This is a genomic window from Fuscibacter oryzae (assembly GCF_016765795.1).
Classification (GTDB): domain Bacteria; phylum Pseudomonadota; class Alphaproteobacteria; order Rhodobacterales; family Rhodobacteraceae; genus Fuscibacter; species Fuscibacter oryzae.
This window is the reverse complement of the sequence record NZ_JAESVP010000012.1, coordinates 42,731-67,121: the sequence shown is the minus strand read 5'-3', so window position 1 is coordinate 67,121 and position 24,391 is coordinate 42,731. Positions and strand designations below refer to the sequence as shown.

Here is a 24,391-nt window from a genome sequence, read left to right as displayed (position 1 = left end):
CTTACCAGCCCCCCAGATGCCAGCCGCGCAAGGCCGCATCGGCCAAGAGCGCGCAGAAATGGGCAAAGAGGTACAGCAGCGAGAATTTGAAGACCTGCTTTTCAACCTTGTAGCCATCGGCTTCGGCCACGCTCTCATCCCGGCGCCAGATGCGCCAGGCGCCGCGCAGGGACTCCAGGTTCAGCACGGCAGAGGTTGCCAGATAAACCGGCCCGCCGATCGAGGTAAAGCCAAGCGCGAGCGCGAAAGGCACAAGTGCCACGGTGTACCACCACACATGCGCCCGCGTGACCTTGCGGCCATGGGTTTCGGTCAGCATCGGCACCTTGGCGTCGCCGTAATCCGACTTCATGAACAGCGCCAGCGCCCAGAAATGCGGGGGCGTCCACATGAAGATCAGCATGAACATCAGCGCCGCCTCGACCGAGAACGACCCGGTTGCGGCAACCCAGCCGATCATGGGCGGAAAGGCCCCGGCGGCCCCGCCGATCACGATGTTCTGCGGGGTCGAGCGTTTCAGCCACATCGAATAGACGACGGCATAAAAGAAGATGGTAAAGGCCAGCAGCGCACCCGCCAGCACATTGGTGGCCAGGGCCAGCATCACCACCGAAATGCCCGACAGCGCAAGGCCAATCGCCAGCGCCTCGCCGGGCTGTACCCGGCCCGAGGGGATCGGGCGGCCCTTGGTGCGGCGCATGATCGCGTCGATGTCGGCATCCCACCACATGTTCAGCGCGCCAGAGGCCCCGCCGCCCAACGCGATGAACAAAACGGCGCAAAAGGATTCGACCGGGTGCAGATGCACGGGGGCAACCAGCAGGCCGACAAGCGCGGTAAAGACGACCAGCGACATGACGCGCGGCTTCAAAAGCTGCACGTAGTCGCCGAACTGCGCCTCTCCCGTGTCGTCAAAAGACCGGATGTCGGTCATGCTGCGCTCTCCCCGGCAGGCGGGGCCCAAAGGCCCCAGCCTTGCCCCGTTCCGTCAATCGTTTCAGTTCGACGCCAGTTGCAGATTGCCCTGCTTGGCACCTTCGACCCACTTCTTGTAGGCCTCTTCCGAGACGACTTTGACCGTGATCGGCATGTAGGCGTGGTCTTTGCCGCACAGTTCCGAGCATTGGCCGAAATAAATACCCTCACGCTCTGCCTTGAACCAAAGCTGGGCGATGCGGCCCGGAACACCGTCTTGCATCACACCAAAGGCGGGGATCTTCCACGAATGGATCACGTCGGCGCCCGTTACCTGCATGACGATGGTCTTGCCCACCGGAATCACAACGGCATTGTCGGTCGCCAGAAGATACTGTTCTGGCGTGTAGCCATTGGCGGCAAGCTGGTCCTTGGCCAGCAGGAAGGCATCGAACGAGATGCCGTCTTCGGGGTATTCATAGGACCAGTACCACTGGTTGCCGGTGACCTTGATGGTCACATCGGCGGCGGGGATGGTCTGTTGCTTGAACAGCGCGGGCAGCGAGAAGGAACCAATGGCAACCAGCACAAGGACGGGAACCAACGTCCAGACGATTTCCAGCGGCGTGTTGTGCGTGAAGCTGCGCGGGGTCGGGTTGGCGCGGCGGTTGAAGCGCACCATGACATAGACCAAGAGCAGCGTCACAAAGACTGTGATCACCGAGATGATGATCAGGATCGCGTGGTCCAGCCACTGAAGGTCTCGGGCAATCTCGGTCGCGGCGGGTTGAAAGCCGATGCCATCTGGCAGGGGCTGACCCACGGTTTCCAGGGCTTGCGCCCAGGCGCCGCCCGCCACAAAGGCCATGGCCGAGGCAAGAAGACCGCTGCGAAGTGTCTGTTGACGCATTTTCTTTTCCCGTTCTGTGCGGCGGTTTGCCCGCCCCGTGGGAATACCGCCCCCCTCGTGGCGGAATCCCGTTGTTTGCTAGGCTGGTGAAACCATATTAGTCCGTGCAGAACAAGAGAAACGTGCGACAAAATGGCGGGCTTGATCCAGATCAATGCTGCGCATGCGAAAGGCCCCTGATGAGCGACGCCCCCTTCCGACCCTTTGAAACCCTGATCGATGAGGCGCGCGCCCTTGATCTGTTGCGACAGGCAACGCATGGCGCCGATGATGGCGAGCTGTTTTTTGAACGCCGCCGGTCCGAGGGGATCGTGCTGGATGACCGCCGGATCCGCACCGCCAGCTATGATGCGTCCGAGGGATTCGGGTTGCGCGCGGTGGTCGGAGAGGTTGCAGGTTACGCCCATTCCACGGAAATTTCCGAATCCGCCCTGCGCCGCGCGGTGGAAACCGCCCGCCTTGCAGTGGGGGCCGGGGGTGGGGTTCTGGCCACGCCGCCCGTGGGCACCAACCTGCGGCTTTACACCGATGCGGACCCGATGGCGGACGCCAGTTTTGCCGGCAAGATCGATGTGCTGAAAGAGATCGACGCCTATGCCCGCGCACTGGACAAGCGGGTGGTGCAGGTGTCGGCCACCATCAGCGCGGGGCTGCAAGAGGTGGAAATCCTGCGCCCCGAGGGGCTGCGGCTGACCGATGTGCGCCCCATGGCGCGACTTAATGTCTCGGTCATCGTCGAGGAGAATGGGCGGCGCGAACAGGGCAGCACGGGTGGCGGCGGGCGTTACGGTCTGGCGCGGCTGATCGACCCGGCGCATTGGCAGCCCATGCTGCGCGAGGCGCTGCGGATCGCGCTGGTCAATCTGGGGGCGGTTGCCGCGCCTGCGGGCGTGATGGATGTGGTGCTGGGGCCGGGCTGGCCGGGTATCTTGCTGCATGAGGCCATCGGCCACGGGCTTGAGGGCGATTTCAACCGCAAGAAAACCTCGGCCTTTGCCGGGCTGATGGGCCAGCAGATTGCGGCCAAGGGTGTGATAGTGCTGGATGACGGCACGATCCCCGACCGGCGCGGCAGCATTTCGGTGGATGATGAGGGCACACCTTCGGGTAAGAATGTGCTGATCGAGGATGGCGTTCTGGTGGGTTACATGCAGGACCGCCAGAATGCCCGCCTGATGGGCGTCGCCCCCACCGGCAACGGGCGGCGCGAAAGTTTCGCCCATATCCCGATGCCGCGCATGACCAACACCTATATGCTGGGCGGGCAGGATGACCCGGCGGGCATGCTGGCCAGCCTGAAGGATGGCATCTGGGCCGTGGGCTTTGGCGGCGGGCAGGTTGACATCACCAACGGCAAGTTCGTGTTCTCTTGCACCGAGGCGTATCGCGTGCGGAACGGTGTGGTGGGCGAGGCGGTCAAGGGTGCCACGCTGATCGGCGACGGGGCCACCGCACTGAAACAGATCCGCGCCATCGGCAATGACATGGCGATGGACCCCGGCATCGGCAATTGCGGCAAAGCCGGGCAATGGGTGCCGGTGGGCGTGGGGCAACCGACGCTGCTGATCGGCGGGCTGACGGTGGGAGGGCAGGGCTGACCCCTCTTCCCTCACCCTGACCCTCTCCCCCAAGGGGAGAGGGAAGGCGCCCCTTTTGTCGCGTTGTGCTGCGTGGCCGATGCAGACCCCCTCTCCCCTTGGGGGAGAGGGTAGGGTGAGGGGGGCGTTACCGCCCGAACTTGCCCTTGAGCGCATCGGCAAAGGCGTTCCCGCCATCGGCCTTGGGTGCGCTGCTCATCTGAGCGGGCGCGCGGCCCTTTTGCGGCGGCGGTGCCCCGCGTTCACGTTGCGCATCCTTGGCCGAAGCCCCGCCATCGGATTTCATCGTCAGGCCGATGCGTTTTCTTGGCACATCCACCTCGGTCACCCGCACCCTGACCACATCCCCCGCCTTCACCACCTCATGCGGGTCTTTGACAAAGCGGTCCGACAACTGACTGACATGGACCAGCCCGTCCTGATGTACTCCGATATCCACGAACGCGCCAAAGGCGGCCACGTTGGTCACGGTGCCTTCCAGAACCATGCCGGGTTTCAGGTCTTTGATGTCATCGACCCCCTCGGCAAAGGTCGCGGTCTTGAAGGTCGGGCGCGGGTCGCGGCCGGGCTTTTCCAGCTCGGCCAGAATGTCGCGCACCGTGGGCAGGCCGAATTTGTCATCGACAAAGGCGGCGGGGCTGACCTTTTGCAGCGCGGCGCTGTCGCCCATCAGGGTGCGGATGTCGCGCCCGCAGGCGGCCACGATCTTGCGCGCCACATCATAGGCTTCGGGGTGGACCGAGGACGCATCGAGCGGCTCTTTCCCCCCGGTGATCCGGAGGAACCCGGCCGCTTGTTCAAACGCCTTTGGCCCAAGGCGGGCGACCTTCAGCAACTCGCGCCGGGTAGCAAAGGGGCCGTTCGCATCGCGGTGCGCCACGATGGCATCGGCCAGCGACGCGCCAACCCCCGACACCCGCGCCAGCAGCGGGGCCGAGGCGGTGTTCAGGTCCACCCCCACGGCGTTCACCGCATCCTCGACCACCGCCTCCAGACTGCGGCCAAGGCGCGACTGGTCCACATCATGCTGATACTGGCCGACGCCGATGCTTTTGGGTTCGATCTTCACCAGCTCCGCCAAGGGGTCTTGCAGACGGCGGGCGATGGAAACCGCGCCGCGCAAGCTCACATCCAGATCGGGAAACTCCCGCGCTGCGAGTTCGCTGGCGGAATAGACCGAGGCACCGGCTTCGCTGACAATCACCTTGACCGGCTTTTCGCCCGGCAGATGGGCCAGCAACTCTGCCACCATCTTTTCCGTCTCGCGGCTGGCGGTGCCATTGCCGATGGCGATCAGCTTGACCCCATGGCGCGCGATCAGTTGCGCAATCGCCACCTGCGCGCCGCGCAAATCGTTCTTGGGCTGGAACGGATAGACCGTATCCGTGCCCAGAACCTTGCCCGTGGCATCGACCACTGCCACCTTCACGCCGGTGCGGATGCCGGGGTCCAGCCCCATCGTCGCCTTGCCGCCCGCCGGGGCGGCCAGCAGCAAGTCCTTGAGGTTCCTTGCAAAGACGTTGATCGCCTCGGCCTCGGCGCGGTCGCGCATTTCTCCCATCAGGTCTAGCGTCAGGCTGGTTTTCAGCTTCACCCGCCATGCCCAGGCGGCGGCCTCTCGCAGCCAGGCATCGCCGGGGCCACGCCCTGCGGCCTGCAATTCGGCACCGCAGGCCCGTTCGCTGGGGCTGTCGCCGCGCGGGGCGTCGGGGTCCACCTCTAGGTCAATCGACAGGAACCCCTCTTTCTGGCCGCGCAGCATGGCCAGAACGCGGTGGCTGGGGGCGGTGGCCCAGGCCTCGTTATGGGCGAAGTAATCCGAGAATTTGGCGCCTTCGGCCTCTTTGCCCTCAGCCACCTTGGCCGCCAGCCGGCCGGCTTGCTTCATATGCCCGCGCAACCGGCCCAGCAGGGTGGCGTTTTCGGCCAGCCCTTCAGCCACGATGTCACGGGCACCTTCCAGCGCGGCTTTCACATCCGGCACGGCCTCGGTGATATAGCCCGCCGCAAGTGCGGCAGGGTCGGCCATGCGGTCGGCCAGAATGGCATCGGTCAGCGGCCCCAGCCCGTTTTCGCGCGCAATCATCGCGCGGGTGCGGCGCTTGGGCTTGTAGGGCAGGTAGATGTCTTCGATCTCGGCCTTGGTAACGGCGCGGGCCAGCGACAGGGCCAGCGCATCGGTCATCTTGCCCTGCTCGGTGATTGACCCCACCACAGCCGCGCGGCGCGCCTCCATCTCTCGCAGATAGGTCAGGCGGTCGGCCAGATTGCGCAACTGGGTATCATCCAGACCCCCCGTCACCTCTTTGCGATAGCGCGCGACAAAGGGCACCGTAGCGCCGCCGTCCAGCAGATCGACTGCCGCTATCACCTGCCGGGCTTGGGCGCCGATCTCGGCGGCGATGGTGTTGGCGATGCGAGTGCTGGTGTCGGTCATGCGATTCCTCCGGGTCGGAGGGGCGACCATAGCCATGGGCGCATCCATGGCAAGGCCCGGATTGGGCGCTGCGGTCTGACATGAGTGCAAGGAGGAATGGTACCGACACCCCGGCTCGAACGGGGGACCCCCAGATCCACAATCTGGTGCTCTAACCAACTGAGCTATGTCGGCACTCGCGGGCCGTTTACCCCCGGTCGGCGGTGATTGCAAGAGGAGGATTGCCACAAGGCGCGTCGCGCGTTAGGGCCGGAGAAAAGGACAGGAGGTCAGCCATGAGCATCGACAAGCAAAGCGACATCGCGGCGAATATCCAGATCGGGCCGACCGATCAAGGCATGGTGCGGATCTATATCGAGGCCGAGGGCGGCGTCGAACTGCCGCTGGATTTCGACCCGGAAGAGGCCGAGGAAATCGCCGAGGAACTGCGCGCCGCCGCCGAAGCCGCGCGTGAAATCGGCGCGGGTGGCAAGCCGAAAAAACGGCGCTGATCATCATCTGTTCCTAAATATCCCACGGGTGCGACCATGGTTGCGCCATTGGTCCGGGAAACCATGGTCGCGGGGGGCGAACCCCTGCTGCCGGCGCTTCAAAAATCGACCAGACCAGCCACTCCGGGGTCGCGGTAGCCCTGCAACCGCATCGCGGCGTGGCGCGCGAATTTCTGCACCATCACCTTGCGGCGGGCGGCGGGCAGCGGCGTGTCAGGGCCCATCCGCAGAATCTCGGCATCATAGGCATCGGCCAGAATCAGGCCTGTTCCCTCGGGCAGTAGGTCGGTCGGAAAATCGCCGTCCACCGCCCAGAAAAAGCGGTCGCACCACTCCAGATAGCCCTGCCACTTGCGGTCTGTCAGATAATCGGTCCGGCTGGATTTGCATTCGATGATCCAGACCTGACCCTTTGGCCCCAGAGCCATCAGATCGACCCGCAGGCCGGGGGTGGGCACCAGCTCTTCCACGCTGACAAAATCGAACTGCCGCAAGGCGCGGGCCACGCCACGCGCAAGGCGCTGGCCGGGCATGGGCGGCAGGGTTTCTGGCACGGGGGCAGGCATCTGGTCCATCCTGCGATCATGAACCAAAGGTGAACGCGCTGCAAGCCTTGCCCCGCGCCCCGGTTGCGCCTACATAAACAGGTGGCGGGTGCTGCTCTTCTCGTGCGAGCCAACTTTTCCAGTGGCCGATAAGCAACCGAACGGGGGCTGGCTCTGGCAAGATTCTGGTCTTGTTACCTGGCGCCCACCTGAGACCTCTGGCTCTCGGGAAAAACCTGCGCTCCACGGCCGCTGCGGGCCCGCCACCTCAAGCACAGTACCGGACGAAAAAGCCCCGCTTGGCGGGGCTTTGGCGGCTGTTTTGGGCAGCGGGTCAGCGGCGGCGTGACGGGATTCGGCTTTCCAATCTGATGGGGGACAGCGTGGCCAAAGTGACGGGCGCTTTGTTGCCGCCGCGCGGCCCTTCTGGCGGCTCTGCCATTCCCATAACCGCGATGCCGAACTGCACCCCGGCAAAGATGATGCCATTCGACATGAACAGCATCGCTCCTGCGATCCAGCCCGAGGATGATCCCATGATCAGACCACGCAATCCCGCCACGTTCAAACCGACCAGAACGGTCAGAAACACCGCAGAAATGGCGAAACCGATGGCGACAGAGCGAATGTAAAGTGCGACGAGTTTGGGCATGCGGTCCTCCGATCCGGGCAGCCTAGCACCACGGGCAGCGTTGGAAAGGCCCGTTTTGTCGCAGGTCAGTCCAGCGGGCGGCGAAAGACCAGAAAGTGGCCCGCGCCAGAGATATGTAGTTCGCAGTCAGACCATGTCAGCCGGTCGGCCCCTTGCAGCAGGGTCAGATAGGCCTGTTCCTGCGCCAGTTGATCGCAAGCCATCCGCGTGGCCCCCAGCCCGGTGGGCCGAAAGTCGGGCAACGTGCCATCGACGCCGCCGAAATAGCGGTTGCAGGGGGCCTGACCCGAAATCCGGCCGTCATCGCCAAGGCTGAAGGTGGCCGGATACCCTGCGGGCTGGCCATCCACCTCTGCCAGCGACCATTGAAGCCGCAGAACCTGCGGCACCTCTCCGGCCAGATCGGCGCGGGCTGGCAGGGCCAGCGTGGCCAGCGCAAAGGCAAGCGCAGCAAGACGAAGGGTCATCGGGCGGCTCCTCAATCCTGTGCGACATTCCTGTGCGACTGTCGCGCAACAAGGTTACGAGATGGTAAACTCAGGCCGAAAAAGCCTGTGGCCGCGCCTCGCGGGCCATATGGTCCAAGACGGCGTTGACGAATTTCGATTCCTTGCCGTCGGGAAAGAACGCCTTGGCGACATCGACATATTCGTTGATCGTGACCTTGGGCGGCGTGCCCATATCGACCAGCTCTGCCCCCGCGGCGCGGAACAGGGCGCGGATCACCGGGTCGATCCGGTCAATGGGCCAGGCTGCCACCAGCGCGCGGTCGGTCATCTGGTCAATCTTGCCCTGCCAGTTGACGGCCTTTTCCACCACTTCGCGGAAGTGATCGACGTCGCCCTCGGCAAACTCGCCCTCGTCATAGGTGGCGCCAAAGCGGTGCACCTCGAACTCTCGGCAGACGGCCTTGACCGTCTGACCAGAGGTTTCCATCTGGAACAACGCCTGCACGGCATAAAGCCGCGCGGCAGAGCGCATCTGTTTCTTGTCTTGCTTGCCGTCAGCGCCGGTCATGGCCGAAATCCGATCCCCTTGGTCTGGCCGGCCCATTTGCGCGAAAGGGCGACCAGATGCAAGGCCGCAGCGGCAGCACCGCCGCCCTTGTCCTGATCGGCAGGATCGGCGCGCACCACGGCCTGGGCAAGGGTTTCCACCGTCAGCACGCCATTACCGATGCACAGGCCCTGCAACCCCAACAGGGTGATGGCGCGCGACGAATCGTTGCAGACGGTTTCGTAATGCGTCGTCTCGCCCCGGATCACGCAGCCAAGCGCCACATAGCCATCAAAATCGCCCATGCGTTCGGCAATGCCGATGGCGGTGGGAATTTCCAAGGCACCCGGCACCTCGATCACCTCTACCGTCGTACCGCATTTTGCCGCCGTTGCCTGCGCCCCGGCCACCAGATTGTCGGTGATGTCCTTGTACCAGGGGGCCACGACGATCAGCAGGCGTACCGGCTTGTCAAACGTGGGCAGCGGCAGGATGTAATGGCTTTCCGAACCGGCCATGATTTACTCCGGGATGGATTGGGTGCCGCAGATCGTCAGGCCATATGCCTCTAGTCCGACGAATTTCGGCGTGGTGGAGTTGGTGACAAGGGTGATCTGTGTCAGCCCGAGGGCGGCGAGGATCTGCGCGCCCAGCCCGTATTGCCGCAGCGTCTGGGGCGAGGGCGTGCCGTCATCATCCAGCCGCATCGCGGTGTCGCGCAGCAGCACGACCACGCCGCGTCCGGCCTCGGCAATCACCTGCATTGCGCCGTGCAGCGCGCCGACATGCGTACCGCCGATGCCCAGCACATCCTCCAGCGCGTTCAGCGAATGCACCCGCGCCAGAACCGGCGCATCACCCGACAGATCGCCCTTGGACAGCACGATATGTTCGGCCCCTTGCGTCTGATCGGCAAAGACCCGCATCAGCCAGTCGCCGCCATGAGCCGAATGCACCCCGCGGACCGAGGTTTCGCGCACCAGATTGTCATGCCGGCGACGATAGGCGATCAGATCGCTGATCGTGCCGATCTTCAGCCCGTGCTTGCGGGCAAAAACCACCAGATCGGGCAGCCGCGCCATGGTGCCGTCATCGTTCATCACCTCGCAGATCACACCCGATGGGTTCAGGCCCGCGAGCCGCGACACATCCACCGCCGCCTCGGTATGGCCGGTGCGCACCAGCACACCGCCATCCTTGGCGCGCAACGGAAAGATATGGCCGGGGGTCGCAATGTCGGCGGCCCCTTTGGCCGGATCAATCGCCACCGCCACGGTCAGCGCGCGGTCTGCGGCGGAAATGCCGGTGGAAACGCCGTCGCGCGCCTCGATCGACAGGGTAAAGGCAGTTTCGTGGCGGGACGAGTTCTTGGGACTCATCAACGGCAAGCCCAACTGGTCCACCCGCTCGCCCGTCAGGGTCAGGCAGATCAGGCCGCGCCCGTAGGTGGCCATGAAGTTGATCGCCTGCGGGGTGCACCATTGGGCGGGAATGCAAAGGTCGCCCTCATTCTCGCGGTCCTCATGGTCCACCAGAATGTACATGCGCCCGTTGCGGGCATCATCGATGATTTCCTCGATAGAGGAGATGGCATCGGAATAGTCGGTTTGCGTATCGGTCATGATCGCCCCGCAAGATGTGTTTCGAAAGGCTTACCCCCCGTCGCCCCGAAAGGCCAGTACCTGCGGCAAATGTGCATACGGGCGCTTGGCGGATGGTGCGTTGCCCCCTATCATCGGCCCCGAACAAGGATGGAGTGCCGGATGCCTGCTGCCAGATCCATGACCGGGGTGATAGCCGCCGTTCTGCTGGCCCTTGGCCCGCTGCTGGCCCCGGGGCTGGCCCATGCCGGGCCGGTGGCCGATCAGGCGGCAAAGGCCGATCAACTGGCCGAAAGCGGCGATTTCGCGGGGGCCTTGGCCGCTGCGGAGGAGATGAAGGCCGCGCTGTGGGATCAGTTGCCCGGCCTGACCTTTCTTAACGCCTTTCCGGTCACAGAACGCTCTGCCGGCTATGGTCTTTATAATCCACGCGAAAATACCCTTTATAAGCAAGGAGAGCCGATCCAGCTTTATGCCGAACCGCAGGGTTTTGGGTATGGCGATGGCGGCGAGGGCATTGTGAAGGTGGGCTTTTACGTCGACCTTCAGGTGATGGGACAGGACGGGCAAGAGCTGGCCAATATGGCGGGCATCACTGAGATCGATTATGCCGTGCGGGCCAAGGTGCGCGAATTTGCCGCCGATGTAACCTATAACTTTGAGGGGCTGGGGCCGGGAAAATACCGTCTGATCACCACGTTGCGCGACAAGAATTCTGCCAAGACCGGCAGTTTCGAGACCGAGATAGAGGTGACGGATGAGGTGTTCACGGCCGAAGCCACCAAGTCGGGCGGCTAGGCCATGACCCATCCGCCGCAGGTTCCCATTCTGACGCTGACGCTGAACCCGGCGCTGGATATGGCGACCGATGTGGCGCGGATGGTGCCGGGGGAAAAGCTGCGCTGCACCGATCCGTTGCTTGACCCCGGCGGAGGCGGGCTGAACGTCAGCCGCGCGATCAAGGCTTTGGGCGGCGACAGTTTGGCGCTGGTGGCTTTGGGCGGGTTGACGGGCGACCGGCTGGCCGGGTTGATCAGGGCCGAGGACATCACCTTTCTTGCCATCCACGGCCCCGGCGAAACACGTCAGTCGCTGACCGTGACCGAGGGCGAGACCGGGCGGCAATACCGTTTCCTGCTGCCCGGCCCGACCTGGGCCGAGGAAGACCGCGCGCGGGTGTTCACCCTATTGCGCGCGACCTCACGCCCCGGCGGTTTTGCCGTGATCTCTGGCAGCCAGCCACCGGGGGTGCCGCGTGATTTTCCGGCGCAACTGGCAGGTTCGATGCCGGATGTGCAGGTGGTGCTTGACACCTCTGGCGCGGCCTTGGTGCAGGCCGTGGAACACCCTATTCCGGGGCTGGCCGTGCTGCGCATGGACGGCGAAGAGGCCGAAGGGCTGGCGGGGCGCAGTTTGCGGACCCGTGGGCAGACGGCTGATTTTGCGCAGGATCTGGTCAGGCGAGGCGTGGCGGGCCGGGTGATCGTGGCGCGCGGGGCCGATGGCAATGTGCTGGTGGATGCCGGTTTGCGGCTGTTTGCTGCCGCGCCGAAGGTGGCGGTGAAAAGCGCGGTGGGGGCGGGTGATAGCTTTGTCGCGGCCTTCGTTCTGTCGCTGGCGCGGGGCGAGGCGGCAGACCGCGCGCTTGCCTTCGGCTCTGCAGCTGCTGCGGCGGCGGTGGTCACCGATGCCACCCAGTTGTGCCGCCCCGAAGATGTGCAGCGCCTGTTGCCACAGGCCGAAGTGACCGAAGTCTAACCCCGCGCGCCCCACAGGATTACGCCCGCACCCAGCAGGGCCAGCGCCGCGCCGCTCAGGTCAGACAGTCCGGGGCGGGTGCCTTCAACCAGCCACAGCCAGAGCAGCGAGGCGGCGATATAGACGCCGCCATAGGCCGCAAAGCTGCGACCCGCATGCGAGGGCGGGGTGAGGGCCAGCAGAAAGGCAAACCCCGCAAGCGCAAGGGCGCCGGGGATCAGCCAGAGTGCGCTGGCGCCCTGCCGCCACCAGTGCCAGACGGCAAAGCAGCCGGTGATCTCGAAAAGGGCGGCGAAGGCGTAGAGCGCGAAGGTCAAGGGCGGTTCCTTTGGCCGAGCGCCGGGGGTTTCACACCCCCGGACCCCCGTGGGATATTTCCAGAAGGGGAAGGTGTCAGGTGTCATCCCGCCAGCGGTTGGCGATGGGGTAGCGGCGGTCGAGCCAGAAGGCGCGTTTGGTCAGCCTTGTGCCGGGGGCGGCCTGGAAGCGTTTGTATTCGCTGATATAAAGGAGGTGTTCGACCTTTTTCACCGTGGCGCGTTCAAACCCTTCGGCCACCAGATCGGCGACACTGGCCTCTCGTTCCACGAGACCGTCAAGGATGGCATCAAGGACGGGGTAGGGCGGCAGGCTGTCTTCGTCTTTCTGGTTGTCACGCAACTCGGCGGACGGGGGCTTTTCGATGACGCGCTCGGGAATGACCACGCCCGCAGGCCCCTGCATCCACGGGCGGTGGTTTTCGTTCCGCCAGCGGCAGGTTTCGAAGACGCGGGTTTTATACAGGTCTTTCAGTGGGTTATAGCCGCCGTTCATGTCGCCATAGATCGTGCAATAGCCGACCGCCATTTCCGATTTGTTGCCGGTGGTCAGCAGCATTTCACCGAACTTGTTGGAAATCGCCATAAGAAGGACGCCGCGCAGGCGGGACTGGATGTTTTCTTCCGTCACGCCCGGCTTGGTGCCTTCGAACAGGGCCCCAAGGGCGGAGCCCACCGCCTCTTGCGGATCCCCGATCGACACGGTGTCCAGCCGGGTGCCAAGGGCCGTGGCAACCGCCGCCGCATCCTCCAGCGAATGGGCAGAGGTAAAGCGCGAGGGCAGCATGACGCAGCGCACGTTTTCGGGGCCAAGGGCGTCGGCGGCGATGGCGGCGACCAGCGCGGAATCCACCCCGCCCGACAGGCCAAGGACGGCCTTCGAAAACCCGGTCTTGGCGAAATAATCCTGCACCGACATGACCATGGCGCGGTAATCTGCCTCGACCACCTTGGGGATCAGCGCCTTTTCGCCGGGCAGGGCGCGCCAGCCGGTTGCGGTTTCTTCAAAATCGACATGGGTCACGCATTCATCGAACTGCGGCATCTGGACCGCCAGCTCTCCGCCCGGGTTCAGCACAAAGGATGCGCCGTCGAACACCTGATCATCCTGCCCGCCGACCATGTTCAGATAAACCAGCGGCAGCCCGGTATCGACGACGCGGTAGACCATCAGATTGGTGCGCACCGCCGGTTTGCCGCGATGATAGGGTGAGCCATTGGGCACCAGCAGAATTTGCGCGCCGCTTTCGGCATGGGTTTCGGCGACTTCGGCGTGCCAGGCATCTTCGCAGATGGGCGTGCCGATGCGCAGCGGGCCAATGCGGTAGGGGCCTTGCAGCGGGGCGGCGGCAAAAACGCGCTTTTCATCGAATACCGAGTCATTCGGCAATTCGTGTTTCAGCACCGTGACCGTAATCTTGCCCTCGGCCAGCACATGCCAGGCGTTATACAGTTTGCCGTCCTGCACCCAGGGACAGCCGATCCCCAGCGCCGGGCCATCTGTGATTTTGGCTGCCAATTCCCCCAGCGCCTTCATCGCATGCGCGGCAAAGGCGGGTTTCATCACCAGATCCTGCGTCTGATAGCCGGTCAGGAACATCTCTGTCAGGGCGACCATTTCGGACCCCGCCGCCCGACCTTCGGCCCAGAATTCCAGCGCGCGGGCGGCATTGGCGGCAATGGCCCCCACGGTCGGGTTCGCCTGAACAAGCGTCAGTCGGAAGCGGTTGGTCATCGGGGCCTCTCTTGCGCGTCTTGGGGTGGTTCTATCAGGTTCGCGCGCGAGGGAAAGCCTGTGAGGCCGCCCAGCGGTAAGCGGGCGCTTGTCAGGTCAAGGTTGGTGCGGCTAGGGTTCCGCCCGCATAAGGAGTGGGCGGACCATGGATTTCTTGCGTTTGCAGATCGGGGTTGCGGCGGCCATTGCGCTGGGCGCGGGCAGTGCGCTGGCGCAAGAGGTCATCACCAAGCAGTATGATGACGGTTCGGTCTATGAGGGCACGTTCAAGGACGGGGTGCAGGACGGCACCGGCACCTACCGGCTGCCCAACGGCTTTGAATACACCGGGGAATGGGTGAAGGGCGAAATCGCCGGGCAGGGCCGCGCACGCTATCCAAACGGGTCGGTCTATGAGGGGCAGTTCGTCGCGGGCAAGCCAGAGGGGCAGGGCAAGATTACCTTTGCCGATGGCGGAACGTACGAGGGCAACTGGACCGGCGGCAAGATGACCGGCCATGGCAAGGCAACCTATGCCAATGGCACCACCTATGAGGGTGCCTTTGCCGATGGCAAGCACCACGGGCAGGGCGTGCTGACCGATGATCGCGGTTATCGGTACGAGGGGGCCTGGCTCGACGGGCGCAAGGAAGGTAAAGGCCGTATCAAATGGCCCGATGGCACCACCTATGAGGGCGAGCTGAAAGCGGATGAGCGCGACGGCACCGGAACGCTGATCATGCCAGACGGGTTGACCTATGTCGGCGACTGGAAAGCCGGGCAGATCAACGGGATGGGCAAGCTGACCCAGCCGTCGGGCGATGTGTATGAAGGCCCGTTTATTGATGGTCTGCGGGATGGTGAGGGCAAGGTGACCTATGCCGAGGGAGGGCTTTATCAGGGCACGTTCAAGGCCGACAAGCGCGAGGGCAAGGGCGCGTTTACCGCCAAGGACGGGTCGTCCTATGTCGGGGCCTGGGTTGCTGGGCGGATGCAGGGGCAGGGGCGGCTGACCTATGCCGACGGCTCGGTTTACGAGGGCGGGTTCAAGGATGATTTGCCCGACGGCCGCGGCAAGATCGCCTATCCTGACGGCGAAACCTATGACGGACAGTGGCAGGCCGGGGTGATGGCAGGCACCGGGCGCGCCACCTACAAGGGGGGGGCTGTCTATGACGGCGCCTTCGCGGGTGGGAAACCCGAGGGCAAGGGCGTGATGACCTATGCCGACGGCTACCGCTATGACGGCGACTGGAAAGCGGGTCTGCGCGACGGGATGGGCAAGGCGGTCTGGCCCGATGGCACCACCTATGCGGGCGGCTTCAAGGCCGGTCTGCGCGAAGGCAAAGGCGATCTGACCCAACCGGACGGGTTCACCTATTCCGGCGACTGGACGGGCGGCGAGATGGAGGGGCAGGGCACCGCCAGCTATCCTTCGGGTGACGTCTATGTCGGCGGCTTTGCCAAGGGCAAGCGCGAGGGCGCGGGCAAGCTGACCTACAAAGCCGGCGATGTCAGCGAAGGCATCTGGAAGGCTGGCATCCTGACCGGGCCGCTGCCTGAGGGCACGGCCCCTGCCGAAGCGGTCGCACCGGCGGGGAACTGACTGGTGGCGAAACGGTGCGTGAAATCACGCACCTTATTAGCGCAATGTATGTGTGGCACCGTACGCGCCTTCGTGAGTCACCTCCACAAATGCGCCCAGCCCGCCAGCGCGCCTTGCGCCTTGGCCAAAATGTGCAGGCGGCGTGGTTGGGATATGGGGCTGGCCAGCCGGTCCACCACCACCTCTGGCGGGCAGGGGCGGCGGGTGACCGGATCGGCATAGCGCGGATAACCGATCAGCGCGGCATGGACCAGATGGTCCAGCGTCGGGCGCGGCAGGGGGTGGCCATCGGTGGCCTGCCTGCGGCGCAGGGGCGGGTTTCCCAGATCGCGGGTCAGCCCCCAACCGGCATAGAAGGGCGCGCCAAGGGTGGTGACGGGTTTGCCGCGCAACAGCGCCTCAAACCCCAGAAGCGAGGTCATCGTCCAGACCTCATCACAGGCGAGGATCAGTGCGATGGGGTCGGCGGCGGTCATGACGGCATCGGCAAAGACTGTTGCATCAATCGCACCGGGCCGCAGGCCAGCCTCGACATCGGGATGTGGCTTGTACAAAAGTACAGCATCGGGGTTGGCGGCACGGGTGACGCGTAGCAGATCAAGGTTTGTGCGGATTTCTGTGGTTCCGCAACGGATTGAGGCGTCATCTTCAACTTGGCCGGGCACAAGGATGCGGTGGCCTTGTGGCAGGTCGGGCAGATCGCCCGTCAGGTTGTATTTGCTGAGGCCAAGCGCCACAATCCGCTCCCGCAGCCGTTCGGCACGGGTGGCCCCGCCCGGTGGCAGGGGCGACAGGATCAGCCGCTCAAGGCGGCTTTCGCGGGCAGGGTCGTAATAAAGGCCCAGATCATCGACCACCAGCGACAGGGGGGGCACCAGTTCGGCCCCAAGCCCCCGAGAGCGCAGGAACCCATCTTCCATCCGCAGGCCCGCCAGATCGGGCGCCTTGTCGCCCCAGATCAGCAGGCTGCGGCCCGTCTGCGCGGCGCGGGCCTGTGCCTTGGCAGGGTTGTTCTGAAAGATCAGGGGCTTCGGCCGCCCGAACACCGCCTGCATCGGCCCGCGTTTCCACAGTCGCATCCCCACGGCCACATGGCCCGCGCGGTCCAGACGAAAGGCGCGCACCTCTGCCTCCATCTGGTCCAGCGCCTGTTCAAAGCTGCAAAGCCGGTCGCGGCAGGGGTCATACCAGCGGGGGGCAAGGATCATTGCAGCTGCAAAAAGTTGCGCGCGGGTCAGGCTGCGTTTGCGCCGGGGAATGGGGAACTGGTCGTCGGTCAGGCCCCAACCGGCATAAAAGGGCTGGCCGAACACCTTGGGGCGGTGCCCGGCCAAAATCGCCTCGAATCCCATCTGCGAACTGACGGTATAGACCGCAATCGCCCCCTCCAGCAGCCGCCAGGGCGATACCGGATCGGCGCACAGGCTGACATTGGGCGGCAGCGGGGCGGCGAAATGGCTGCGGCGCAGGCCAAGCACGGTTTCCGGGTGGGCCTTGATGACGATGCGGGCGTTTGGATGATCCTCGACCGCCTGCGCCAACATGGCGGGAAAGGCGGCAGGATCGGGGGCCGAGGCATCGCCGTGCACCTGATCGACCAGCAGCACATAGCCGGGCGGCGGGGCCGCCATTTCGGTGTGAATGTTGTATTTTGATAGGTCAGATGCGCGAAGCCGGTCAATCCCCTGCCTTGCCCGCAGCAAAAGGTTCGAATCGTCCAAGGGGTGAGTAGCCAGCAAATGCTCCAGATCCGAGGGCGCGCTGCCGTCGAACTGCACGCCGCGCCCGTCGATCAGCAAGCCAAGTGGCGCATCGCCCGCCCGGCCGGGACGCAAGGACCTCAGGAAGGCATCTTCGACCCGCACCACCGGCACGCCCCGCCGGGCGGCCACGGTAAGCCCTCGCGCGGCGCGGGGGGACTGGCCCCAGACCACCACGCCATCACCCGGACCGGGCAGGCCAAGGCGCAAGTCGTGCCCCGTTAGTTCCAGAATGCGCCGCACCCGGCGTTGCCACAAAAAGCCACCGGAATAATAAAACAGCCGCCGGGGTAGCGGCCCGGCGGCTGTTTCGATCAGGTCATCGGCCACTTAGCCGCCCGCGTTGGCCAGCGAACTTGCGGTGCCCGTGGCGCCGGTGATCGCGGAAAGGGTTTTTTGCCACTGCACATAGGGCGCTTCGGTCACATAAACCGTATCGCCGTCGCGCACCAGAAAGTCGCGGGCTTCGAACAGGCCGGTCGGCTGGGTCAGATCCAGCACATAGACCATGCGCTGATCGCCGGTCAGATCCTTGCGGCCAAGGACGGCATTGGCAATCTCGGCTGGTTCGTTGCGCAGAACGAAAACGCCTGTCGGGTCGGCAGTGGCGGTATTCAGGCCGCCGACGATGGCAAGCGCCTCCAGCGCCGAAAGGTTCTGGTTCTTGAACGGAACGCGGCTTTGCTGGCCGGTGGCACCCAAGGCCACAAAGGCGCGGTTGTCGGGCTCGACGGTGACGATATCGCCGGGGCGCAGCGCAATGTCGAGCGACGGGTTGGCGTAAAGATCGCGCAGCCAGACTTTGCCCGACTTGTTGCCACGGGTCACGCGGACAATCGCGATATCGGGCTCAATCGATACGCCGCCCGCCTTGGCCAGCATGGCCGACAGGGTGCGCGTACCGCGTTCAATCGGGAACACCCCCTGCGCGCCGACCGAGCCGGACATGGTGACGGTCGAACCATCGCCCGCCACGCGCTGCACCTGCACCTGCGGGTCGGGGGTTTGCGTATCCAGCTTGCGGGTAACGATCTGGCGCAGGCTGTCAGGCGTTTGCCCCGACGCCTTCACCTTGCCGGCATAGGGCACGAAGATATAGCCCTGCCCATCCACCTGCACCTCTTGCAGTTGCGACACGCGCTGGCCGGTATTGCCCAAAAGCGGGTCATCCTTGACGTTTTCAAAGATCGTCAAACCCAGCCGGTCGCCCGGGGCGATGACATCCGACCCGATGACGCCTGCGGTCTGGAACCCGGAGGAGAACCCGAAGGCCGGAGTGACCGAGGTGACCCGCGTCACCCGCGAATTCACCGTGACGATAAAGGCATCGCCCTTTTTCAGCACGGAGCCTTGAAAGATTTCCCGCTTTGTCGGGCCAGACCGGGGCAGGCCGCAGCTTGCGGTTGCCGCGACAAGCGCGACAAGGCACACGGCTTTCGCCGCCCTTGAGGTAAAAATGCGCACTGCTCGCACTCCTTATCTGGAGTTTGTCTCAACTTTTGTCGGCAAACCTACAGAAAGGCGGAACAAATTGCCAGCGCGACGTTTCACGACCGGCTGACGACGCGCAACTGTTGCCTTGGTGCCGCTTTTCCATTGGTCAGGGCATCATAGGGGTCTTCGGGTTGCAGTAGCATGTCCACAACCTGTCGCAGCAGATCGCGCCGCGCCCGCGAGCTGTAGAAGCCGCCGGGGATCTGGCTGGTTTCCAACAGATAGTGGCGATAATCGCGGTAAGCGCGGCTGTCGGGGCGGTTGGCTTGCGTGAAAAAGTCGGGCAGCGGCTGGGACGAGACGAATTCAGGCTTGGCATAGACCGCTTCGCCGAACACTTTCAGCGGCAGGCCGCGCCACAGTACCTGTTGGCCTGCGGTGGAATTCACCGTCACCGCACTGCGTGCCTGGTTCAGCAGCCCGGCCAGTTTGCCCCCCCGCACCCAATGCACCCGGTCGGCCACGCCATAGGCCCGCGCCAGCCGGCGCAGGGTGGACCGCATCGGCACGCGGCCGTCTTCCAGCGGATGGGCCTTGAAAACGATGTGGTGGTGCGGCGGCGCACCCTTGGCAAAGCCGTCGAGGACCACATCAAGAAAATCAGTCATCGAGCGGAAGGGTGAATGCATCCGAAAGCTGGCGTCATGTTCCAGTTGCAGCAACACCAGATGATAGGGAAAGCCGCCATGCCGGATGCGCCAGCTTGCCAGCATCCGTTCCCAGCGGTGAATGGGCAGCAGCGCAAGGCGGCGGCAATAAATCAGAAACTCTTGGCCGACCGTCAGGTCTCGGTGGGGGCGGAAGGCGGGGTATTCCTTGCCGCCGGTCAGGACGTGCCAGTGATAAAGCGCGCCCCAGAAGATATGCTGGCGCATGTCGCCCCAGCGGGCGGGTGCGTCGGGCAGGTCCATATCAACCTTGGCCAGCGCCGCCTGCATCTCGGCAACGCTGGTTTGCATCAGGCGCGAATGGCCGTTCGATCCGCCGCGTTCATATGTCACCCAATAGGGGCGCAGATAGCCTTCTTCGAAGACATGCACGGTGATGCCTGCTGCCCGCGCCGCAGCCACGGCCTGGGCGTGAATCGGGCGGGTATCGCCATAAAGCACCAGATCGGTGATGCCCTTGTCGGCCAGCAGGGTGCAGCAGGTTGCTGCCCAATCCTCTGGCCTGCCCTGATAGGCGACAAAGCGCGATTTCAGCGGCCAGAACACCCGGTCGCCCCGGTTGAACCCGACGCGCCACACCTCTGACCCCGCAGCAGAGACCATCCGCGCGAGTTGCCCGAAAAAAGGACCATGCGGCCCTTGCAAGAAAAGAAAGTTGCGTCCCTTACCCGTCACTTGGTTACTTTCACACACCCGGCCCCAGTTTGCGCAGGCTTGCAGGTTTCGCAATGGGGCGCTGTCATCGGGTTAACGGTTAATTTGGCGGCGCGGCAAATTTGCGGCCCCAATGGTGCGGGTCTGTGGACTTGCAGGGCAGGGGCAGGGCCGTTACCTCTGGGTCAAACGGATAGGAGCGGGCGGATGTTCACCGGCATTGTGACCGATATGGGCGAGATTCTGGAGCTGGAGCAGCGCGGCGACCTGCGCACGCGGATTGCGACGGCTTATGATCCGGCAGGGATCGATATTGGCGCTTCGATTGCCTGTGAGGGGGTTTGCCTGACGGTGGTGGCGCTGGGGTCTGCTCCGAAAAACTGGTTTGACGTGGAAATCAGCGCCGAGACGGTTTCCAAGACCAACCTTGCAGGCTGGAGCGTTGGCAAGCGGCTGAACCTTGAACGCGCGCTGAAGGTGGGGGATGAGCTGGGCGGGCATATCGTGTCGGGCCATGTCGATGGCGTGGCCGAGGTGGTGGGCCTGCGCCCCGAGGGCGACAGCCTGCGTGTGACTTTCCGCGCACCGGAGGAGTTGGCGAAGTTCATTGCGCCCAAGGGGTCGGTGGCGCTGAACGGCACCTCGCTGACGGTGAATGAGGTGGAGGGCCGCGATTTCGGCATCAACTTCATTCCCCATACGCAAAAGGTGACCACCTGGGGCGGGGTGAAACTGGGCGACAAGGTGAACCTGGAGGTGGATACCATGGCCCGTTATGTCGCCCGGCTGCGCGAATGGGGCTGATGGGGCACAACAACGGCCCGACGATGGAGGGCGGCACCTCTTGGCGCAAGCATTGCTGGACCGCCGCACGAGAGGTGCTGTTGCCGACCCTGCCGATTGAGGTGGTGCGGAACCGGGTGCGACGGGCGAAGGAATTGGGGCTGGACTACAAAACCTATGCCTCGGTCCGGGCGCAGACCGGGCATGATGTGGTAGCGTTTCTGTTTTCTTCCAATGCCTTGCGGGTGCGGGCCTTGTCGCCCGTGATCCCCATGGCCGAGGTGGCCAAGCTGGCGGCGATTGCGGGGGCCGGGCGCATCGGGCTGGCCGTGGCCCCGCTGTCGCCATCGTTGCTGGCCAGCAACGCCGTGTTGGATGCCACCCACCCAGCCCCGCATGTGCTGTTGCCGTTCCCGGCCATGGCGGCAGCCATTCGGGACATTCTGGGCAAGACCCCCGGCGACCGGGTGGTTCTGGTGGGCGATGCGCCGCTGGAGCGTGACTGGTGCGCGGCGGGGCGGCTGGCGGCCTACCTTCCGGCAGACCGCTATTTTGCCGTTTGATCAGGCATCAAACAGCAACTGATAGCTGAGCGGGACAAAGCGGAACCCGCCCTCGCCGTTGTCCTCGACATGCCCGGCGGCGGGAAAGGGCATGTGATAGCCGATAAAGGGGATGCGGTCGGCGGCGATCATGCCGAAAATGTCCTTGCGGGTCTGGGCGGCGGCGGCCTTGTCGGCATCAAACCGTACCTCCCAGTCGGGGCGTTGCAGCGACCAGACATAGTGGTTGGCGGTATCGGCGGTCAGCATCAGCCGCTGGCCCGCGCTTTCCAGATGAAAGGCCATATGCCCCGGCGAATGGCCAAAGGCCGCGACGGCGGTGATACCCGAGGCGACGCTGCCGCCATCGTCAAGGAAGGTGAATTTGTCGGCCAAGGGTTTGACCTTGGTGTCGAACCCTTCGTTCCCGGCCTGCGCCCAATGGTCAAATTCGGCCTGCCCGGTGACATAACGTGCCTTCGGGAATGTCACGCCTGCATCGCCCGACAGCCCGCCGATATGGTCGCCGTGCATATGGGTCAGCACCACCACATCCACCTGATCGGGCGTCACCCCGGCCTTTGACAGGGCGGCGGTGACCCCTTCGGGCGCAAGGCCGGTATCAAACAGGATCAGCTCTGCCCCCGTATTCACCAGCACGGGGGTAAAGAAATTGACCGACTTGTCATTGGGAATGAAGTTTTCCGCCGACAGGGCCGCGAATTGTTCGGGGCTGGCATTGGTGCCAAAGGTTTCCTGGGGCTTGTCCATCGCACGGGTGCCGGCCAGCAGGGGCGTCACCTCGAACCCGCCAAGTTTCAGGCGGGAAAAGCCTTGGGGGGCGGGGCCTTGCAGCGGGGCTGCGGCGCGGGCGGGGGTGGAAAGCAGCGGCGCAAAGGGCAGGGTGGCGCCAGCGATCAGCGCATTGCGGCGCGAGACTTGCAGGGTCATCTGGGGTGTCCTTTGGTTTTGAGGTCAACCAAAGGTAGCGCGGATGGCGCGAAATCCCACCTCACAGATGCGCGATTATTCCCACCACGGGTCCACCGCCGCAATATCGGCATCGGACCAACCGAAGTGATGCGCCAGTTCGTGGATCATCACATGCGTCACCAGTTCGGCCAGCGAGACATCGCCCCGGCTGATCCATTCATCCAGAATGGGCTTGCGGAACAGCCAGATCACATCGGGGTGGTTGGGCTGGTCGGTGACCGACTTTTCCGTCAGAGGCGTGCCTTCATAAAGGCCGGTCAGATCATAGGGGCTGTCCACACCCATCGCCTCCAGAATTTCGTCGGGCGCGAAATCTTCGACCCGCAGGCCGACATGGGTGGCGGCGGCGCGGTAGGGTTCGGGCAGGGCCGCAACCGCACCATGGGCGAGTTGTTCGATCATCATCAGATCGGGGGCGATGATTTCGGGGCCGGGGCGGGTCATGCGGGCAGGGTAAGAGGGGCGGGGGCGGCGGGCAAGCGGCCAAATTCGGTCGAAGAAATTTGGCGCGCCTGCCCGGCGGGGGCGCGATGCGGTGAAACTGGACAAACGCCCCCCCATGTGACAATCAGCCGGGGTTCAACGGAGCCTTCCCCCATGACCACCGTCACCCGCTTTGCGCCTTCGCCCACCGGCTATATCCATGTCGGCAACCTGCGCACCGCCCTGATGAACTATCTGATCGCGCGAAAGAACGGCGGCACGTTCATTCTGCGGCTGGATGACACCGATCAGGAACGCTCAAAGCAGGAATATATCGACGGTCTGTTTGCCGACCTGGAATGGCTGGGCATCAAGTTTGACCGGGTAGAGCAGCAATCGAAACGGCTAGACCGTTACCGCGAGGCGGCCGAGCAGTTGAAGGCTGCGGGGCGGTTTTACGAATGCTTTGAATCGCCGACCGAGTTGGACCTGAAGCGCAAGAAGCTTTTGAACATGGGTCGCCCGCCGGTCTATGACCGCGCCAGCCTGAAGCTGACCGAGGCCGAGAAGGATGCCTTCCGCGCCGAGGGACGGCAGGGTTATTGGCGGTTCCGGCTGGATCAGGAACGGATTGAATGGACCGATGGCATCATCGGCCCAATCTCGATTGATGCGGCCTCGGTGTCGGACCCGGTGCTGATCAAGGCCGACGGGCAGGTGCTGTATACCTTCGCCTCGTCGGTCGATGATGTGGATATGGGCGTCACCCATATCGTGCGCGGGGCCGACCATGTGACCAACACCGCGACGCAGATCCAGATCATGCAGGCGCTGGGCGGCACCCCGCCGACCTTTGCCCACCATTCGCTGCTGACCGGCGCGAAGGGCGAGGAATTGTCGAAGCGGTTGGGCGTTCTCTCGCTGCGCGACCTGCGGGCGCGGGGGGTGGAGCCGCTGGCGCTCTTGAGCCTGATGGCGCGGCTGGGGTCGTCGAAACCCGTGGAGCTGGTGTCGTCGATGCAAGAGCTGATCGACGGGTTCGACATCGGCAGCTTTGGCGCAGCCCCCACCAAGTTTGACGCCGAAGACCTGTTCCCCCTGACCCGCCACCATGTGCAAAGTCTGCCGTTTTCGGCCGTTCAGACCCGGATTGCCGATCTAGGCGTGCCCGCCGACAAGGCCGAGGCGTTCTGGAACGTGGCCAAGGCCAACATCACCGTGCTGGCCGATCTGGAGGGCTGGTGGGTGCTGTTCCGCGACGGCGCAGTGCCAGTGGTAGACGACGCTGACCGCGATTTCGTGCGCCAGGCCATCGCCCTGCTGCCCGCCCAGCCCTGGACCACTGCGACCTGGGGCGAATGGACTGCGGCGGTGAAAGAGGCGACGGGCCGCAAGGGCAAGGATCTGTTCCGCCCGTTGCGTCTGGCGCTGACGGGGCAGGGGCATGGGCCGGAAATGGCCGATGTGCTGCCCTTGCTGCAAAAGCTGCCGGTGGTGTGAGGCATCAGCCGCCGGGGCGCTGCCCCGGACCCCG

General features: G+C 64.4%; 24 protein-coding genes and 1 tRNA gene. 8 read left to right on the top strand and 17 right to left on the bottom strand.

Annotation, left to right across the window (positions count from 1 at the left end):
* Position 1 precedes the first annotated feature (1 nt).
* On the bottom strand, positions 2-934 hold the full coding sequence (gene cyoE / locus JI744_RS17880) for a heme o synthase (RefSeq protein WP_202662540.1): 933 nt from the start codon (positions 932-934) through the stop codon (positions 2-4).
* A gap of 63 nt (positions 935-997) precedes the next feature.
* Positions 998-1,825, bottom strand: coding sequence for a cytochrome c oxidase subunit II (gene coxB / locus JI744_RS17875; protein WP_202662539.1), 828 nt, complete (start codon positions 1,823-1,825; stop codon positions 998-1,000).
* A gap of 179 nt (positions 1,826-2,004) precedes the next feature.
* Here coxB and tldD point away from each other — a divergent pair, with 179 nt between their 5' ends.
* Complete coding sequence (gene tldD, locus JI744_RS17870; protein WP_202662538.1) at positions 2,005-3,423, top strand: metalloprotease TldD; 1,419 nt, start codon at positions 2,005-2,007, stop codon at positions 3,421-3,423.
* 127 nt (positions 3,424-3,550) lie between these two features.
* Here tldD and JI744_RS17865 read toward each other — a convergent pair whose 3' ends face one another.
* Both JI744_RS17865 and JI744_RS17860 read right to left on the bottom strand, forming a co-directional pair.
* Complete coding sequence (locus tag JI744_RS17865) at positions 3,551-5,860, bottom strand: Tex family protein (RefSeq protein WP_202662537.1); 2,310 nt, start codon at positions 5,858-5,860, stop codon at positions 3,551-3,553.
* A gap of 97 nt (positions 5,861-5,957) precedes the next feature.
* A tRNA-His gene (locus tag JI744_RS17860) sits at positions 5,958-6,034 on the bottom strand.
* Between the two features lie 101 nt (positions 6,035-6,135).
* Here JI744_RS17860 and JI744_RS17855 point away from each other — a divergent pair.
* Positions 6,136-6,351, top strand: coding sequence for a DUF6324 family protein (locus tag JI744_RS17855; RefSeq protein WP_202662536.1), 216 nt, complete (start codon positions 6,136-6,138; stop codon positions 6,349-6,351).
* Positions 6,352-6,449: 98 nt separating this feature from the next.
* On the opposite strand, the gene JI744_RS17850 is transcribed toward JI744_RS17855, so the two are convergent.
* From JI744_RS17850 to ribB, 6 genes are all read right to left on the bottom strand, one after another.
* Entirely contained in the window at positions 6,450-6,926 is a 477-nt protein-coding gene (locus tag JI744_RS17850) for an MmcB family DNA repair protein (RefSeq protein ID WP_236019532.1), read from the bottom strand.
* A gap of 304 nt (positions 6,927-7,230) precedes the next feature.
* The gene (locus tag JI744_RS17845) at positions 7,231-7,548 is read right to left on the bottom strand and encodes a hypothetical protein (RefSeq protein WP_202662535.1); all 318 of its coding nucleotides are present in this window, start codon (positions 7,546-7,548) and stop codon (positions 7,231-7,233) included.
* Positions 7,549-7,613: 65 nt separating this feature from the next.
* The gene (locus JI744_RS17840; protein WP_202662534.1) at positions 7,614-8,015 is read right to left on the bottom strand and encodes an META domain-containing protein; all 402 of its coding nucleotides are present in this window, start codon (positions 8,013-8,015) and stop codon (positions 7,614-7,616) included.
* Positions 8,016-8,085: 70 nt separating this feature from the next.
* Positions 8,086-8,565 (bottom strand): transcription antitermination factor NusB, encoded by a 480-nt coding sequence (gene nusB / locus JI744_RS17835; RefSeq protein WP_236019531.1) that lies wholly within the window; start codon positions 8,563-8,565, stop codon positions 8,086-8,088.
* Positions 8,562-9,062, bottom strand: coding sequence for a 6,7-dimethyl-8-ribityllumazine synthase (locus tag JI744_RS17830; RefSeq protein ID WP_202662533.1), 501 nt, complete (start codon positions 9,060-9,062; stop codon positions 8,562-8,564). The genes nusB and JI744_RS17830 overlap by 4 nt, the downstream gene beginning before the upstream one ends.
* 3 nt (positions 9,063-9,065) lie before the next feature.
* Positions 9,066-10,166, bottom strand: a complete 1,101-nt coding sequence (gene ribB / locus JI744_RS17825; RefSeq protein WP_202662532.1) for a 3,4-dihydroxy-2-butanone-4-phosphate synthase — start codon at positions 10,164-10,166, stop codon at positions 9,066-9,068.
* A gap of 159 nt (positions 10,167-10,325) precedes the next feature.
* On the opposite strand from ribB, the gene JI744_RS17820 reads away from it, so the two are divergent.
* Both JI744_RS17820 and JI744_RS17815 read left to right on the top strand, forming a co-directional pair.
* Entirely contained in the window at positions 10,326-10,943 is a 618-nt protein-coding gene (locus tag JI744_RS17820; RefSeq protein WP_202662531.1) for a hypothetical protein, read from the top strand.
* Positions 10,944-10,946: 3 nt separating this feature from the next.
* A complete protein-coding gene (locus JI744_RS17815) occupies positions 10,947-11,903 on the top strand; it encodes a 1-phosphofructokinase family hexose kinase (protein ID WP_202662530.1) in 957 nt (318 codons plus the stop codon).
* On the opposite strand, the gene JI744_RS17810 is transcribed toward JI744_RS17815, so the two are convergent.
* Both JI744_RS17810 and JI744_RS17805 read right to left on the bottom strand, forming a co-directional pair.
* Positions 11,900-12,220, bottom strand: a complete 321-nt coding sequence (locus tag JI744_RS17810) for a YnfA family protein (RefSeq protein WP_236019530.1) — start codon at positions 12,218-12,220, stop codon at positions 11,900-11,902. The genes JI744_RS17815 and JI744_RS17810 overlap by 4 nt on opposite strands.
* A 76-nt stretch (positions 12,221-12,296) precedes the next feature.
* Entirely contained in the window at positions 12,297-13,955 is a 1,659-nt protein-coding gene (locus tag JI744_RS17805; RefSeq protein WP_202662528.1) for an NAD+ synthase, read from the bottom strand.
* Positions 13,956-14,100: 145 nt separating this feature from the next.
* On the opposite strand from JI744_RS17805, the gene JI744_RS17800 reads away from it, so the two are divergent.
* Complete coding sequence (locus JI744_RS17800) at positions 14,101-15,540, top strand: MORN repeat-containing protein (RefSeq protein WP_202662527.1); 1,440 nt, start codon at positions 14,101-14,103, stop codon at positions 15,538-15,540.
* 77 nt (positions 15,541-15,617) lie between these two features.
* Here JI744_RS17800 and JI744_RS17795 read toward each other — a convergent pair whose 3' ends face one another.
* The 3 genes from JI744_RS17795 to JI744_RS17785 form a co-directional block, all read right to left on the bottom strand.
* On the bottom strand, positions 15,618-17,630 hold the full coding sequence (locus JI744_RS17795; protein ID WP_202662526.1) for a capsular polysaccharide biosynthesis protein: 2,013 nt from the start codon (positions 17,628-17,630) through the stop codon (positions 15,618-15,620).
* A complete protein-coding gene (locus JI744_RS17790; RefSeq protein WP_202662525.1) occupies positions 17,631-18,764 on the bottom strand; it encodes a polysaccharide biosynthesis/export family protein in 1,134 nt (377 codons plus the stop codon).
* Positions 18,765-18,847: 83 nt separating this feature from the next.
* The gene (locus JI744_RS17785; RefSeq protein ID WP_202662524.1) at positions 18,848-20,065 is read right to left on the bottom strand and encodes a capsule biosynthesis protein; all 1,218 of its coding nucleotides are present in this window, start codon (positions 20,063-20,065) and stop codon (positions 18,848-18,850) included.
* Positions 20,066-20,323: 258 nt separating this feature from the next.
* Here JI744_RS17785 and JI744_RS17780 point away from each other — a divergent pair, with 258 nt between their 5' ends.
* Together JI744_RS17780 and JI744_RS17775 are read left to right on the top strand one after the other, a co-directional pair.
* A complete protein-coding gene (locus JI744_RS17780; protein WP_202662523.1) occupies positions 20,324-20,920 on the top strand; it encodes a riboflavin synthase in 597 nt (198 codons plus the stop codon).
* Complete coding sequence (locus JI744_RS17775; RefSeq protein ID WP_236019529.1) at positions 20,920-21,462, top strand: hypothetical protein; 543 nt, start codon at positions 20,920-20,922, stop codon at positions 21,460-21,462. The genes JI744_RS17780 and JI744_RS17775 overlap by 1 nt, the downstream gene beginning before the upstream one ends.
* Here JI744_RS17775 and JI744_RS17770 read toward each other — a convergent pair whose 3' ends face one another.
* Positions 21,463-22,392: an MBL fold metallo-hydrolase gene (locus JI744_RS17770; RefSeq protein ID WP_202662521.1), complete on the bottom strand. Its 930-nt coding sequence runs from the start codon at positions 22,390-22,392 to the stop codon at positions 21,463-21,465.
* A gap of 75 nt (positions 22,393-22,467) precedes the next feature.
* Entirely contained in the window at positions 22,468-22,878 is a 411-nt protein-coding gene (locus tag JI744_RS17765) for a metallopeptidase family protein (protein WP_202662520.1), read from the bottom strand.
* Between the two features lie 153 nt (positions 22,879-23,031).
* On the opposite strand from JI744_RS17765, the gene gltX reads away from it, so the two are divergent.
* On the top strand, positions 23,032-24,357 hold the full coding sequence (gene gltX / locus JI744_RS17760; RefSeq protein WP_202662519.1) for a glutamate--tRNA ligase: 1,326 nt from the start codon (positions 23,032-23,034) through the stop codon (positions 24,355-24,357).
* The last annotated feature ends 34 nt before the right edge of the window (positions 24,358-24,391 follow it).